This is a genomic window from Polyangiaceae bacterium (genome assembly GCA_020633205.1).
GTDB lineage: Bacteria > Myxococcota_A > Polyangia > Polyangiales > Polyangiaceae > JAHBVY01.
Genome location: JACKEB010000015.1, coordinates 160,326 through 176,136, shown reverse-complemented (window position 1 = coordinate 176,136; position 15,811 = coordinate 160,326). Strand labels below are relative to the sequence as shown.

Below are 15,811 nucleotides of genomic sequence, written 5' to 3'. Positions count from 1 at the left end.
GACGAAAAGCAACCCAGCGGACGCGCGGTGAGCACTGCACCCTTCACAGGACCTAGGCGCATGGACGGAAAAAGGTCGCCGTGGGGAATGGGCAGGCGGGCTTCCTGGTTGCTCGCCCGCCGGGTGTCTGTATGCTCCCCGGCAACAGAGGCGACTGCTTGAAGGGGCTGAACCAACACCCAGACCGCACGGACCGGCCAACATTGGGCCGCTCCAGCTGGGCCACCCGCCAGTGGTTGGTTCGCTGCGCGCGTGCGTTGGCGGCGTTCGTCGCCAGCTGGGTGTTGTTTGGCGCTGCGCCAGCGCTGGCCGCCGAGAACATGAGCCAGCTGCCACCGCCAGCGCCCATGTGCGGGGCGGACGGGACCACCGTCGAGGCGCCGCCGCCACTGCGCAGCGCGAGCGGTGACGAGCTGAGCGCGCCTTGCTCGGAAGATCTCATGCGCCTCGTCGGCGCGAAAAGCGACCAACCCAGCAAGGACGCCCTCTGGCGCGCCCAAGCGCAGGTCGACCACGCCGTGATCCTGCTCGGTGCCGCTCAGGTCGCACCGCAGCCCGTGTTGCTCACGCCGACGCCAGCCCCAGAGCTTGGTCCCGTCGAGCAGCCCACGCAGATCTACCGTCCGCCGCGAAGCTGAGACCGCCCCCGGCGGCTCCTCGTTCGATCTTGTGGCTTGGCAACTGTTCCCTCCGCTCGGCGGGAAGGCTGCACAGGGCCAGGAGCTAGTTCCTCACGGAACTATGTGTCGAACGAGCGAGCCGCAAGCAAGGTATTGCCGCCTTGAAGGGGTGCGCCGAACGCCAAGAGAGCGACTAGCAGGCGCACCTCTCCCCCAAAAAGACCGCTCGCAATGAGGCGAACGCGGTCAGCCAATCGACTTAGGGATCTCTGTCCTGCCCGCTGAGCAAGCGCTCGGTACGGCGCTGAGATCTACGAGATTCGTGTCCTCACGGATACGAGAGGAACATCAGGAGAAACAAAATGAACAAGGGAACTGCCATCGTCGGCTTCTTCCTCTGCTTCCTTGCAGGGATGGGGCTGATGTACTCCTACGATAGGAGTAAGGGCGTAGAGATCGCGGGCGAAGGAGCCCTCGCAGCGACGGGAGGCTCAATCCCCTCCCACGCAAACGCAACCATTCCAGTCACTGCCGACGACCCGTCGTGGGGTAACCCCGACGCGCTCGTGACCATCGTGCAGTTCAGCGACTTCCAGTGCCCATTCTGCACCCGTGTCGAGCCGACGATCACCAAGATCAAGCAAGACTACGGCAAAGAGAACGTGCGCATCGTCTGGAAGAACCAGCCGCTGCCCTTCCACCAGAACGCCCGCCCGGCTGCGGAGGCAGCTCAGGTCGTGTTCAAGCTGGGTGGCAATGACGCATTCTGGAAGTTCCACGAGAAGGCCTTCGCGAACCAGCAGGCGCTCAACGACGCGAACTACGAAGCGTGGGCCGGCGAAGCTGGCGTCGACGTTGCCAAGTTCAAGGCCGACTACGCCGCCAAGAAGTACAAGGCCGAAATCGACAAGCAGATGGAAGACGCGAAGAACGCCGGTGCCAACGGCACTCCCGCGTTCCGCATCAACGGCGTGACCCTCTCCGGCGCTCAGCCTTACGAGAAGTTCAAGGAAGTCATCGACGCCCAGCTTGCTGAGGCGAAGAAGGCCGTGGCCAGCGGTGTGAAGCGCTCCGACGTCTACCCGAAGATGGTCGCGCAGAACGCCAAGGCTGCCCCGACCGCTCCCGAAGCGGCGAAGAAGGCAGAGCGTCCTGAAGAAGACGACAAGACTGTCTGGAAGGTGCCGCTCGAGAGCGATGACCCGATCAAGGGACCGAAGGACGCCCTCGTCACGATCGTGATCTTCAGCGACTACCAGTGCCCCTTCTGCAAGCGCGTCGAGGAGACGATGAATCAGGTCGAGAAGACCTACGCCAACGACGTGCGCATTGTCTGGAAGGACAACGCGCTTCCGTTCCACCCTCGCGCCAAGCCCGCCGCGGTGCTCGCACGCGTGGCCCGCGACAAGAAGGGCGACAAGGGATACTGGGAGGCGCACGCGGCGCTGTTCGAGAGTCAGCCGAAGCTGGAGGACGCAGATCTCGAAGCCATCGCTCAGAAGATCGGCGTGCCGTGGGGCGAAGTTCAGAAGGCGATCGAGTCGGGTAAGTACGAGAAGGCCATTCAGGCTGACATGGACCTTGCTCAAGACACCAACGCCCGCGGGACCCCCCACTTCTTCATCAACGGTCGTCGCCTCAGCGGCGCGCAACCCTTCGAGAAGTTCAAGGGCGTGATCGACGAGGAGCTGGGCAAGGCCAAGGCGCTGGTCGCTGGCGGCACGCCGAAGGCGAAGGTCTACGACGAGATCATGAAGAACGGCAAGGAGCCGCCGCCGCCGGAGAAGAAGGACATCGGAGCCCCTCCCCCAGGCGCGCCATTCAAGGGAAGCAAGACCGCCAAGGTCGTGATCCAGCAGTTCAGCGACTACCAGTGCCCCTTCTGCAGCCGCGTCGAGCCCACCATCGACCAGGTCGAGAAGGAGTTCGGAAGCAAGGTCAAGATCGTGTGGCGCGACCTGCCCCTGCCTTTCCACAAGGATGCGCAGCTGGCTGCCGAAGCCGCTCGTGAGGCGAAGGCTCAAAAGGGCGACGCCGGCTTCTGGAAGTACCACAAGGCGCTCTTCGAGAGTCAGCAGAAGGGTCTGGGTCGCGAGACCCTGGAGTCCATCGCTCAAGAGCAAGGTCTCGACATGACCAAGTTCAAGGCTGCTCTCGATCAGCACACCCATGCCGCGGCGGTCGAAGCCGACAAGAAGGAAGCCAACGCGGCGGGCATCAATGGCACCCCCGGGTTCACCGTCAATGGCTACTTCATCAGCGGCGCGCAGCCGTTCCCGGCGTTCAAGAAGGCCATCGAACTGGCCCTCAAGGAAGCCAAGTAGAGCTCGATACGAGCAGGGCGCGCGTCCTCCCGATGCGCGCTGGAGAAGAGCCGCGGGGCCTCGAGCCTCGCGGCTTCTCTCTTTTGTGCCGCCGAACGTATCCGCGCGGAGCAACGACTCCAAGTCGCCCTGGGTGCCCATGTGTGGCGCGAACACGCAACGCGCTCAGCAGTGCCCGCAGACAACCACGCGCGAAGATCGCCGCTTTTTCCAAGACCCGATGGGTGCACTCGCGCGTTTTTGTGCGAGGCTGAACCACGAGTGAGGGCATGCGAGCCCCGGCGGGACCAACCCGGGGCCGAGCAGCATTGGAACTTGGAAGACATGACGAATCGATCCGATGGACAGCTCCGTGGTGCACTGCATGGCATCACGCAGCTCACCCTGCTGCTTGCGGCCTTGCTGGTCGGCTGCAGCCCGACCGCCAGTCAAGAAAAGCCGAAAGCGGCGACGCAGATCGACGTCGCAAGCACCGAGGGCGACGCCTATGAGAGGGAACCGACGGCCGTGGCCGCAGCCCCGGCGATGCGCCCCGCGCAGCCCACCTCGGATGAAATCCCCGTGGATACGGACGACGCTGTCTGGGGCTCCGCTACCGCGCCGGTGACGATCGTGGAGTTCAGCGACTTCCAGTGCCCGTTCTGCGCGCGTGTCCAACCGACGCTGCACCAGCTCATGGATGAGTACGGCCCAAAGAAGCTGCGCGTCGTGTACAAGCACAAGCCTCTGCCCTTCCACAAAGACGCGCTTCCTGCGGCCTTGGTGTCTCAGGCGGTGCTGACTCAGCTTGGCGATGCAGCCTTCTTCGAGTTCGCGGCGCGTCTGTATCGTGAACAGCGTCAGCTCGATAGCGACAGCCTGGTGATGCGTGCGGCTGAAGCCGGGCTCGACCCGCGCATCTTGAAGCGCCTGCTAGAGAGCGAGGAGCCTCAGCGTCAGGTGGACGCCGACATGGCTCTCGCCGACAAGATTGGTGTCAGCGGTACTCCGGCGTTCCGCATCAACGGTGTCACGCTTAGCGGCGCGCAATCTATCGAACGTTTCCGCGAGGTTATTGATGCAGAACTGATCGCGACCCGTGGTCTGGGCGTCGCCGACACCCAGGTCTACGCCAAGCGCGTCACCGCAAACTACGAAGCGCCCAAGCCACGACCTCAGCGCGCCGAACCGGAGGACAAGACGGTCTGGAAGGTGCCCGTTGGCACCTCCCCGACACTTGGTCCAAAGGACGCCCTGGTGACCATCGTCGTCTTCAGCGACTTTCAGTGCCCCTTCTGCAAGCGCGTAGAGCCAACGCTGGATCGCATCCGAAAGCAGTACGGCGACGACGTTCGAATGGTCTTCAAGCACCACCCACTGCCGTTCCACGCCCGGGCAGAGCCCGCTGCGAACCTCGCGGTCGAGGCCTACAAGCAAAAGGGCAACAAGGGGTTCTGGCTGGTGCATGATCTGCTGTTCGAGTCTCAGCCCCAGCTCGCTGACGACGACCTCCTCGGCATCGCCAAGCAGGCTGGGCTAAATCCCGTGCGAGCCAAGCAGGCGATCACCAAGTCCCTCCACAAGAAGAGCATCGAAGCAGACCAAGACCTCGCGGATGACGTGCACGCCCGAGGCACTCCGCACTTCTTCGTGAATGGGCGACGGGTCTCTGGGGCGCAGCCCTTCGAGAGCTTCGAGAAGGTGATCGATGAACGGATCGCCACAGCCAAGGCGGCGATTGGGCCCACGCTTCCGCGAGGCAAGTACTACGACCACCTGATGAAGGACGCGAAGCACGGCGACCCCTTCATCGTGAAACAGGTCGCAGCGCCCACCAGCGCCAACCCGACGAAGGGGCCCAAGACCGGCATTCGCATTCATATCTTCAGCGACCTGCAGTGCCCCTTCTGTCGCCGGGTAAACCCCACGCTCGCCCAGGTGGAGAAGGACTTCAAGAACCAGGTCCAGTTCATCTGGCACAACCTGCCGCTGCCTTTTCACAAGGACGCGGAGCCAGCAGCAGAGGCTGCGATGGAAGTCTTCAAACAGAAGGGTGCCAAGGCGTTTTGGCACTTCATCGATGCGGTCTTCGACGCTCAAGCGACGGGCATCGGCCGGGATGTGTTGGAGCAGCTCGCGGCTAGGGAAGGCGTGAACATGCAGCAGTTCACCGACGCCCTGGACCAGCACACGCACCTCACCTCAATCCGTGCGGAGAAGGCCGCGGCCGATCAGCTCGGCATCAACGGAACACCTGGTTTCGTCGTCGGTGGCTACTTCATCTCCGGCGCGCAGCCCTACAGCAAGTTCAAGAGGGCGATCAAGCGCGCGCAAAAGGACAAGCAGGCAGGCCGCAAGCCCCAAGCCGCCAACTGAACACCTAGCTTCCGGAGCGCTTCTCGATCGCCTCGATCGCCTGCTTGAGGCGGTCGTCCTTGCGCATGCAAGGATTGCAGTCGCCGCGGCCCCCACGCCCGCACCCAGTGGGCGTGGCGAAGCGATGCAGGTAGGGGAGCGAGCGCTTGTCGCCGACGTTCTTCGCGCGCAGCAAGAGGCCGTGCTTCTGGCCGCAGCTCTTCGCAGTCCTCAGCGCGACCGCGATGTTCAATGCAGGCGACGAGTTCTTTTGAAACTGGTCACTCGCCAGCCACTTCTCTGCACGGGACACCACCTTGTGCTTCACCCCATCGGTGGTCACGAGGTCATAGATGATGTCAGCGCCCTTCTGTCCCATGGCGCCCTGGAGCAACGCAAACGCCTGGTCTTGGCTCTGCTCGTCCTGGGCCGCCACCCATAGGGTGCTCGCGACTCCTGGGTCCTTACGGGAGTCCGGGTTCTTTTCTACTGCCTTTTCGATGATCTCGACCGCGTCCACGCGGCGCTCTTTGAGCGCGTAGGCGCGCGCAAGCTCGAGCATCACGCTGGTGTCATCTGGGTAGGTCTTGCTCAGCTTCTCGAGGGCCTCCACGCCGTCTTTCCTCGCGGCAACAATTTCATCGTTGCTCGCCTGGTTGCTCGGCTCGACCTTGGGCTCCCCCGAGGCAGCGGCGCTCCCACTGGCAGCAGGCTCCGGCGTGTGCGTGGCGACGGCGCCGACCAGCAGCACCAAGATCAACACGCCAACGCCTAGCACCGCAGCAGGCACTCCAAGCAACACTGCCTTCGGCAGCTCCTGGAGCTTGGGCGGCAAATTGGACCGAATGCCGTCGAACCAATCGTCCGAAGCGCCCCCCGCCTTCCCTGGTGCTGCCGCAGGGAAACCTGGATCGAAGTCCGCGTCGCTGGTTAGGGGCGGGCGCGGGCTATCTGACGCGAGCGTGGCCGGCGCGTCTGATGGAGGCTCGATCTCTGCCGGCGCGGGGGTATCTGCGTTGAATTGGGCGACCGTGGCGACGGCCTTCAAGCTCGCGCTCGACGGAAAGCGCCCGATTCCTGGATAGGACCCTGTCCCGGGATAGGAAGCTGTGCCGGGAATCGAGCCCGGCACGACGGTCATCAGCTCCGGCGCGATTTGCGCGAGCAAGCCATCCAGGGCACGAGCGACTTCCAGGGCTTGATTCGGGCGCTCCGAGACCTCTTTGCGCAACAAGCGATGGATCAGTGACTCCACGGCCTCAGGCGCAAGGGTTCCTGGTACTCGCTCGGCGAGGCGGGGCACCGGCTTCGAGAGCTGTTGCCCGAGCACCCCGAGTTCATCCTTCTCATCGAAGGGACGCAGCCCAGAGATCAACTCGAACAGGATCACGCCGAGCGCGTAAATATCCGCGCGGTTATCTACCTCTTTGCCGAGCGCTTGCTCCGGCGCCATGTACTCCGGAGTACCAAACACCATCCCAACGCGGGTGATCGCGCTCCCGGCCTGGCTCCCCGGCGTGGCGGCGGCATCCAGCGGCACCTTTGCGATGCCGAAGTCGAGCACCTTCACGAAATCGGGGTCGTGCGCCTTCTTCACCAGCATCACGTTCTCTGGCTTGAGATCGCGATGGACGATGTTGAGCGCGTGGGCCGCTGCGAGCGCTCCAGCCATCTGGCGAGTGATGTGGAGCGCTCGACCGACGCTGACCGGTCCACGCTTGAGTTCGTCTCGAAGGTTGCGCCCCTCGACGAACTCCAACACCAGATAGATCGAACCGTCTTCCAGCTTTCCGAAGTCCGTCGCCGCGGCGACGTTCGGGTGATCGATATTGGCTGCCGCCATCGCCTCGCGTTCGAAGCGCCCCACCACCTCCGGCACGCGAGTGAGCTCGGAATGGAGCACCTTCACCGCGACGCGCTTGCGCATCATCACGTGCTCGGCGGAGTACACTCGCCCCATCGCGCCTTCCCCAAGCAGCGTGTCCAGGCGATAGCGGTCTGATAGCACGGTCCCGATGCGAGGGTCGTCGTGCGGTAGAGAGTCGTCCGGCGGGGGCATAAAGCGGCGAAGTCTAAGCGATCCGGGTCAGGGAGTTCGTGGGTAGATGAAAGGCTGTTTCGCAGTGCGCGGTCTCGACCGCAGAGCGCAGTCTCGATCGCGCTGCGCATCGCGCCGCATGGTATACGCCCCGCGTGGCGATCTTCAGCTTTCCTGTGGGCCCCTTGGGTTGCAACTGCTCGATTGTGGCCGATCTCGACGCGCGGCAAGCCATCTGTATCGATCCAGGGGGAGATTTCCCGGCGATTGAAGCGCTACTGAACGAGCACCAGCTGAAGGTCACGGCGATTGTCCACACCCACACCCACATCGACCATGTGGGCGCGACCTGCCCGTTGCAGAAAAGCTCGGGCGCGGAGGCTCATATCCATGAAGCGGACCGCTTCTTGTACGACATGTTGCCCGTGCAGGCCTCGATGCTTGGCATGAAGGTGCCCGAGAAGGCGGACTTGGTTGGGACGTTGGTGGACGACTTCAACCTACGGGCCGGCAAGTATGAATTGGGCGTTTTGCACACTCCTGGGCATACACCCGGCAGCGTGTCGTTCTTGCTCAAGCACGACGGCGAGCAAGTGCTGTTCAGCGGCGACACGCTGTTCCAAGGCAGCATCGGACGCACCGACCTGTGGGGTGGCGACTCGGAAACCATCCAGCGCTCGTTGAAAGACAAGCTGATGACCCTGGATGTGACGACCCGCGTGGTACCGGGACACGGCCCGGACACGCAGATCGGTCTCGAGCAGCGCATCAATCCGTTCCTGCAGGATCTGTAGGCGCCGCGTCGCCGCGACGGATGGACAAAAGCGCAAAGGGCGCGCTGAGAAGCACGCCCTTTGACTATTTCCCCAAGGAAACTCAGTAAGGGTTGTCGCTGCCACCGCCCGTGGGCTGGGGCTTCGGCTGGGGCTTCGGCGTGGGAGCCGGAGTTGGCGTCGGCGCCGGGGTGGGTGCCGCCGTTGGAGCAGCCGTGGGTTCTGCCGTCGGCTTGGGTTGAGGCTTCGGCTGAGGCTTGGGTTGGGGCTTCGGCTGGGGCTTCGGCTCTTCCTTAGGCTCGGGCTTGGGCTCCTCCTTGGGCTCCTCGGCACTGGCGCTCGGCGCGGCGGCGGTGTCGGCGTCCGCGCTCGGCGCCGCAGCGTCGGTCGCTTCGGGTGCGGCGTCCGCCTTGGGCTCTTCTGCGCTCGGCTCCGCCGACGGCGTCGTGGCGGTCACCGCGGCCGGTTCCGTGGGGACAGGAGCCGGCGTCTCGGGCGCCGTGGTGCGAGTGAAGTAGTAGATCAACGTGGCAGCTGCGGCGACGCCGAGCAGCAGGATGATCGCCTTTCCGCCTCCGGAGCTCTCCTGCACAGGGAACACGCTGGACGGGGGCGCCGCGTCCGCGGCCTTTGCCGCAGCCGGCTTGGCAGCGGGCTTCTCGGCCTTGGGTGCTGCCTTGACCGAAGCGGCCGCAGCGACCTTGGGCTCGCTCTTGGGCTCCGGCTTCGGCTCTGGCTTGGGTTCCGGGGCCTTTTCGACCACAGGCTCTGGCTTGGGCTCTTCCTTGGGCGCGACGGAAGGAGCCTTCGCGGTCTCCTTGTCGTCCTCGTCCTCCTCGGAGGCCGCGGGCTCCGCCTTCGGCTCGACCGTTCCGACCTCATCCATCGAGCCGCCGGCCTCGCGCAGCGCGTCCTGAAGTAGCTCCGCAGCTTGCTTCATTACCGTGCGGTCTTCAGGTGGCGGCTGCTCCGGATCGCCCTCGGACTTGGGGAAGAAGCTCGACTCTTCCTCGGCGGGAGGCGCGGGCTCTTCCTTCTTCTTGGCGCCCACAGCGCCCAGGCCGATCATCGTCGCCTTGCGGGCGAAACCACCAGCGGGCGCGGGCGCCGGATCTGCTGCAGGTGCCGGAGTTGCAGCGGCGGGCTTCACGCTTGCGGCAGCAGGTGCGGGCGTTCCGCCTGCACCCGCGTCGTATTGGTTATCGCCGGTCTGTGCGTCCACCAAGCGATCGATGACGCCCTTGGACTCGTTGTCGATCTTGATGAACTTGACGCCCATGCCTGCGGGAGAGTCCGAGCCGGACTCGCCAGCTTCGCGCTTCCAAACCACGCGGCCGACGCCCTGCATCACCTTCTGTTCCTCGGCGATCTTCAGCTCGAACTTGAGCAGCGTCCCGGAGGGAAAAGGCGACGGTGTCTTGATGAAGATGCCACCGCGACTGACGTCGTGGGAGTGGTGCTCGATGAACTCATCGATGGTCGCGCTCTTGTAGCGGACCGTCATGGTGAGCACTTTCGCGCGTGGATCCTTGCGGGTGTCCTGTGCCATCAAAGCCTCCGGCGCAACGACTCGCGCCTGAACTGATTGCTCCGTGCGCTCGAAGGAGCGCTGGTTCCATCTCGGTCTGCTCTTCGAGCAAACCGTCGCGGGTACGCAGACCCGCTTGCTAGCTTTACTACGCTCGCCCCGAAAGGTGCGGTGAAAACCAGTGAGGGATTCGGGCTTTCGGGCACGATCGCAGCGGTATCCTACCGGAGCCGTCCAGCGTTTCCCACTCTCTGCACAGCGTCTGGCATCCCCCGCCCGGCACTTCTACAAGTGGCCGCCGCCGAGCCCTCCTTGAACAGGGCCTTGGAACCGCCTGGGACATGCGCGTACGCACGTTCATCACCGCCTCGGACGCGCGCTTAGTGAAGTGCCCACGCGGGTAACTCGTGCGCTGAGCGGACTACTGAACACATGGGCCAAGCCAGCGGCCGAACCCTTCGTGATAAGCTGGGCCCCCGTTGCCCCCCCGCGATCACTTCCGCGCCTTCGGTCGCCGCAAGGTCAAGCTCCGTGCTCAAGTTCGCGCGGACGACTCCAACTGGCGTCGTGAGGGTTGGATCGTCGATCTGGGGGTTGGAGGTGCCTGCGTCGAGTTGCCCGATCCGGTAACCCGAGGCACTCAACTCGTGATCTTGGTCGACGCACCAAACCTCTGGGATCCACTGCAGCTCGATGCGCGGGTCGCTTGGTCCGAGCTCTTGGATCCCCGGGGAACGACGCGTGCAGGTGTGGAGTTCGTGCATGGCGTGGGACGTGGCCTGATGCCCCTCGTGGAGCTGTTGGCGACGGACCCCTATGCCTAGGCCGATTGACCTCTCCCCCAAACCCGCTTGCGACACCTGAGGGCGCTAGACCGGTGGACGGCCGCGCAGCACGCGGTCGTGATACATCAAGAGCTCGTAGGCGCCGGGGCCGCGATTGAACTTGTAGCTGTGGTCGCCAGGCACGATGACCAGCGAGTGGAACACATCCGCTTCCTCGAAGGCCTGGCTGATGGCCTTCGTGGAGCCGAGGAAGTAGTCGCCCACGCTCGTCAGCAGCCGAAGCTGGAACGTTGGGTTCTTCTTGCGCGCTTCCAGGGCGCGACGGGTTAGCTCCGGCGCGTCCTTTTGATCGAACGCTGGCTGGAGCCCGCCCACCGCGCCGAACGCTTCAGGGCGCGACAAGCCCACGAGCAGCGCCGCACGCCCTCCCAGGCTCACGCCATCGATGCCCGTGCTCGCAACGCTACCGATCGCTGGAGTCTCCTTGTAGACGCGAGGCAGCAGTTTATCCACAAGGAAAGTAGCAAGGGGCTCCGCCAGGCTGAACGGGCGGTCGCCTTTGAGGATGTCCGGCGTGTAAGGCATCACCACGATGAGCCCGCGATACGGCTCCTCTTTCAGCGTGGCATTGAACACGTCGAGGCGCTCCCCGGCAAAGCCTTGGAGATCTTGCGTGGTGAGGGGCGGCGCTGCCAAGCGAGCCTCGGCCTTGGCGAGGTCATAGTCGTCGAGCCAGCCTCGGGCGCCCTTCGCCGGGCCCTTACGCGCCTCCCCCAGGCCGTGCATCGTGACCAACACCGGCAGCTTCTCGCCCTCCATGTGTTTCGGTACGGAAACAACGACCTGCATCTCGCCGATGGGCGTGTCGTTCCAGACCCAGGTCTTTTCCTCCGCCGCGACGGATTTTTTGGGGGTGAGGTCACCACTGGGGGCAACCGACGCGACCGTGGGTCCCTTGGCCTCTGACGCGCTCGGCGCCGGATGGCTCGCTACCGCGCGGGGCGCTGACGCTTGAGCAGAGTGAGCGCTGGGCGTCGGGTGCTTGGTAACCGGAGCTTGATCCTCTCGACACCCGACAGCCAACACGGCAAGCAACCCGAGGCACTGTAGCCCAAAGCGCTGCGGCTTCGTCATGCGCCCAAGGGAAGACGAACAGACGGAGTCCGTTTCGAAGCTCGCCATGCCGACGGACTAACACCGTGTGGCAAGCGTGACCATGCGTTTGTCGCAGCCGCTAGTGGCCGCAGCCGCTCTCGAGTTCGTCAGAGTAGACCAAGAACTTCGCGCCCTCGGCAGGCATGATGCGTCCCTGCCACAGATCGATCTCGGTGAATCCAGGATGCGCGCCAGGCTCCGATCCTTCGACCTCGAAGCGCGTCTGCGGGTAAATGACGCCGACCTCGCCCTGCTCGTCCCCCACCCTCGCGAACAGCCTGAGCTCCTTGTCGCAGTGGGTGTAGTAGATGTGCGAAGCGCCGCGCATGCCCAGCCCACCGATGCCGAAGCCGCGCCCAATGCTGCCGATCAACCCGGGTGACGGCTTCACCACATCCTGAGGCACCCAGCCCTGGAGCACATCCAGCTCTGAATCCACGAGGATACGCACAAAGCCCGCTTTGCGCTCGAGCTCCGACGCCGCAACGCCAGAAGGAGCGTCGAACACCAGCCCCGGTTCAGCATCAGGTGTCTCGCGGACGCTGATGCGCCCCTTGAGCCAGATGCCGGGTTCCCCTTCGGGCAGCGGAACCGTGTAGTCAGCGAGCCTGAGCGTGAGCGCCGAGCAGGCAACCTGATCAGTGACATCGAGGCCGCTCCCCAATTCACTGCGGAACCGAATGCGCTGGGCCTGATTTGGGAGCCCACCGACCCACTCCACTGCCGCCTCGGGCTTTGGTGTCAGCACGCCTTTGAGCGCGATCGGCTCGCGAAGCCGCAGCGGCGTTTCCGTAGGGTCATACGGTGTGCGGAGCAGCACTCCCCCACCCTCGATTTCGAGCATCAGCGGCTCCTTGCCGAGCTCGAGTTTGCTCGCACCGTCTTGAATCGTGGCGATGCTTGCCCCACCGCGCGAGAGCTTGAGTTCGACGGAGTGCTCCAGCTCCGAGTCGATGACGCGACACGTGGGCGCGCCGCGATACGGACGGTCCGCAGGCGCAAGGTCCGCAGTCTCAGTCTCCACGGCCGCAGGCACGGCAACGGTCGCAGGCGCCTGGCGCGGCGCGCTAGCGCAGCCCGCAGCGAGCCCCACCAACAGGAGCAGCGCGCTCCAGTCTACGACCCGTTTCGCCATGGGGAGCCCAGACATCCAGCCCGCCCCCAGGTTCCCGCGTCGCCACCCCAAAGGCAAATCCAGCCAAAAACGCCTCAGTTCCACCGCTCCCACCAACTCACCGCCACCCCGCCCCCCATTCGCTTTGAAAACCCCGCCGGTTGCGCTACACCCGCCACCCTCTGCGCCACTAGCTCAGCTGGATAGAGCGTCGGCCTCCGGAGCCGAAGGTCAGAGGTTCGAATCCTCTGTGGCGCGCAGAGCGCGCAGCCCCGCGCTAGCGGGGCGGAGTCGCTCTGCCCACCAGAGGTGTGCACCGCCGCACGTTCGACCGCGAGTGCACGAGTCCAGCGAGCTGGACGAGTTCACGAGCGGCCACGGTGCGCGAGCCCCTGCGAGCGCAGCGCCCGAAGGGCGCAGTGAATCGTGTGTGGCGCGCAAGAGGTCAGGGCGAGCGCAGCGAGGGCTGCCCTCTTGCCCCCACTAACGAACTAAAGTCCAAGGTTCGACCGCGAGTGCACGAGTCCAGTTCGCGACTTGGATCCGATGGTGCGCTTCGTCATCGCTCGCCCCGAAGTTGAGGGCGAGCGATGACTTCGCAAAGGCACCAGCCATGACCCTTCGTCGCCCTTCTCTTGGTCGGCGAGTCCCACGTCTCGCCGACGTCTGGACAAGTTCACGAGCGGCCACGGTGCGCGAGCCCCTGCGAGCGCAGCGCCCGAAGGGCGAGCGAAGCGTGTGTGCCGCGCCGCAACGAGGCTGGTTTCGTGATCGGCCCCGGACTCCAGTGGCACCGGGCTGCCCCTACTATCGGATGGTTGCCAGGGGGTTCAAGGGGACGCCGACGTGCCTAGCGCTGGCCCGCGTTTGCTGGGGCTCGAGTGTACGGCGCATTCACGCTGAGAGATACTCAGCGCAGATGGCTGAACCGGAGCTCGAGCGGGCGCTGACGGACGACGACTACCGGGAGTCCCTCGTCAGCTCTTTGCTGCCGCTGGCGAGGTTCTTGCGCCGCGCGGGAGCGTACTATCAAGCGGCGCACGAGGAGATCGACTACGCTGACTGGAACGGCGCAATCGTTGGACGCGGACCTGGACGTGAAATCCGCGCGGCAATTCTTCCAGACCCCACGCTACCCTACACGGAGCTCGCTCCGTTGCTCGAGCTCGGAACCTTCGCCAGAGAGCTTGTCGCTCGCCATCCGACTACGCCCCTCGCCGTGCTGACCAAGCTAGCCGACGACGAACACTGGATGGTCCGCAACGCGATCACCTCGCGACCGGATGCGGCGGCAGTGCTCGCGACGCTGAGCCCCGAGGTCGTGGCGCGACTGAAAGGGGCGCCCGCCGTTGCCTACACGCCTCCAACCCATGAAGAGCTGCGGGCCAAGGTCTTGACTGGCGACCAGGCCACTCGCTGCAGCGTCACCGCCGCGCCAAGCCTGCCTGAAGATCTGATGCTGCTGCTCGCCGCGGACCCCGACCACGACGTCCGACGCCATCTGGCTTGCCGCAGGGATATTACGACCGCGGTCACGGAAGTTTTGCTGGCCCAGGCGTGCGACGGGCGAACGCTCCAGACGCTGGCAACGAACGCTTCGCTACCAACCGCCACTCTGGCTGCTCTGGCTCAGAAGGAACCACTCCAGGAAGACCGCGGTCCCGGTTGGTTCGCGCGACGCATTCGCTCGCCTTGGCCGACCAGCTCCGGGGACGTCCGCGCACTGCTGGCGGCGCGCTCTGGACTACCCAGCGAGTGGCTAGAGACGTTCGCCCGAGACGCGGACTGGCAAGTGCGCGCGGCGGTAGCGGCGAATCCGGATTCCTCTGAAGCCCTCCTGGATTCGCTGCTCGACGATGAACAGTCGTCGGTGCGCTTGGAGCTAGCGAGGAATCCTCGCTTCAGTTCGTTGGAGCTCTTGGCCACCGACCCAGAGCCTTCGGTGTGCCTCGCACTCGCGCATCGGGCAGACCTGCCGGCAGAGACCCTCGAGCTCCTCGCGCGGGATGCGAACGCTGGCGTGCGCGCAGCTATTGCCTCGCGGAAAGATACACCACGAGCGCTGCTCGAGGTCCTGCTCCGGGATAGCCAGGCTCAAGTGAGACAAGCGGCGAACACCGCCTTGGGAGCGGAACCTGTGCTCACTCCCTTCAATCGGGTTCCAGCGCTTCAAATTCGAGGCGTGCTGCTCACCCACGCCCCGTCGTCGCGCGCGACGAAGCCAGTTCCAGCTCCGCCTCCAGCTCCCGCGAAGCCCAGCGGTTCCGAGTCAGGCCTTAGAAAGGTCCTCGAGCAATGGGGGATCGCCGTTGAACCGGTGCTGCACGTCGTCAACACCGTGGGGTCAAGCAACGTCCTCTTCGGCGCGGGTACGTTGACTCAGGAGCTTCAGCTACTCGTGCCGACGCACGGCGACCTACGGAGCTCCCTCACCCCCAAAACCAGCATCCCAGAACCGTCGACGTTGCTCATCAAGTACCGCGGCAGTGCGCCCCCATGCGTCGCGCTCGTGATTGGTGGGCCAACAACCCTGCGCGCTGCCATCGTGGAGGTATCACCTCAGGGAAACGCTGATGCTTGGCACGCCGTTCTCGACGGCTTACCACCATTCAGCATCGAGAACCGCATTCGCTACGTCAGCGAAGCGCGGGGCGCCGTAACCTGCTCATTTGGCACAAGGACCGACGTGGAGAGCGAAGCGACGTTCTCAGCGGCGCTCGAGAACCTAGCCCAACGACTTGGGCTCGACCAAGCCTGGCGAGGCGTCTACGCCGAGGCAGGCGCTGGCACCGGGGTGAGCGTGACGACCGAGTGCACTCCCAATGGCCTCTCACGACAGCTCAGCTTGCGCTTCGGGGGCACGAACTGGGACCGCGCGATTGATCTCGTGGGCGCGCTGGTCGACAAGCCAGCAACGCGCAGTGCCGCGGTACGCATGGGCACGATCGCTGGGAGCTTGGGCGTCGAGGAACTTCGCAACATCGAGGTGGTGCTCAGCACCGGCGCAGCAGACCTGATCGCATGGTTTCCCGGATCCGCGTGAGTCGCTCGAGCTGCGCCTCTCACGCGCCGCGGCCTCCTGCTTTGCTATCGCCGCGCTCCCACCGAACGCCGCCACCTAGCCGGGGTTGGAGGCCGCG

General features: G+C 64.8%; 10 protein-coding genes and 1 tRNA gene. 7 read left to right on the top strand and 4 right to left on the bottom strand.

Annotation, left to right across the window (positions count from 1 at the left end; all coding sequences use genetic code 11):
• The first annotated feature begins 158 nt into the window (after positions 1-158).
• The 3 genes from H6718_23655 (at position 159) to H6718_23645 (ending at position 5,299) form a co-directional block, all read left to right on the top strand.
• Positions 159-638: a hypothetical protein gene (locus H6718_23655; GenBank protein MCB9588424.1), complete on the top strand. Its 480-nt coding sequence runs from the start codon at positions 159-161 to the stop codon at positions 636-638.
• A gap of 344 nt (positions 639-982) precedes the next feature.
• Positions 983-2,944 (top strand): thioredoxin domain-containing protein, encoded by a 1,962-nt coding sequence (locus H6718_23650; protein MCB9588423.1) that lies wholly within the window; start codon positions 983-985, stop codon positions 2,942-2,944.
• 324 nt (positions 2,945-3,268) lie between these two features.
• Entirely contained in the window at positions 3,269-5,299 is a 2,031-nt protein-coding gene (locus H6718_23645) for a thioredoxin domain-containing protein (protein ID MCB9588422.1), read from the top strand.
• Positions 5,300-5,303: 4 nt separating this feature from the next.
• Here the strand turns inward: H6718_23645 and H6718_23640 are convergent, their stop codons facing one another.
• Positions 5,304-7,337, bottom strand: coding sequence for a serine/threonine protein kinase (locus tag H6718_23640; GenBank protein MCB9588421.1), 2,034 nt, complete (start codon positions 7,335-7,337; stop codon positions 5,304-5,306).
• A gap of 134 nt (positions 7,338-7,471) precedes the next feature.
• Here H6718_23640 and H6718_23635 point away from each other — a divergent pair, with 134 nt between their 5' ends.
• Positions 7,472-8,110 (top strand): MBL fold metallo-hydrolase, encoded by a 639-nt coding sequence (locus tag H6718_23635; protein MCB9588420.1) that lies wholly within the window; start codon positions 7,472-7,474, stop codon positions 8,108-8,110.
• A gap of 82 nt (positions 8,111-8,192) precedes the next feature.
• Here the strand turns inward: H6718_23635 and H6718_23630 are convergent, their stop codons facing one another.
• Positions 8,193-9,638 carry a TIGR02266 family protein gene (locus H6718_23630; protein MCB9588419.1) on the bottom strand — a complete coding sequence of 482 codons (1,446 nt, stop codon included), beginning with the start codon at positions 9,636-9,638 and terminating at the stop codon, positions 8,193-8,195.
• A 458-nt stretch (positions 9,639-10,096) separates the two neighbouring features.
• On the opposite strand from H6718_23630, the gene H6718_23625 reads away from it, so the two are divergent.
• Entirely contained in the window at positions 10,097-10,441 is a 345-nt protein-coding gene (locus H6718_23625; protein ID MCB9588418.1) for a PilZ domain-containing protein, read from the top strand.
• Positions 10,442-10,486: 45 nt separating this feature from the next.
• Here H6718_23625 and H6718_23620 read toward each other — a convergent pair whose 3' ends face one another.
• Positions 10,487-11,584: an esterase gene (locus H6718_23620; protein ID MCB9588417.1), complete on the bottom strand. Its 1,098-nt coding sequence runs from the start codon at positions 11,582-11,584 to the stop codon at positions 10,487-10,489.
• A gap of 52 nt (positions 11,585-11,636) precedes the next feature.
• A complete protein-coding gene (locus H6718_23615; GenBank protein ID MCB9588416.1) occupies positions 11,637-12,692 on the bottom strand; it encodes a hypothetical protein in 1,056 nt (351 codons plus the stop codon).
• Between the two features lie 163 nt (positions 12,693-12,855).
• Between H6718_23615 and H6718_23610 the strand changes: the two genes are divergently transcribed.
• A tRNA-Arg gene (locus H6718_23610) sits at positions 12,856-12,929 on the top strand.
• Positions 12,930-13,590: 661 nt separating this feature from the next.
• A complete protein-coding gene (locus H6718_23605) occupies positions 13,591-15,714 on the top strand; it encodes a hypothetical protein (protein ID MCB9588415.1) in 2,124 nt (707 codons plus the stop codon).
• Positions 15,715-15,811: the final 97 nt, after the last annotated feature.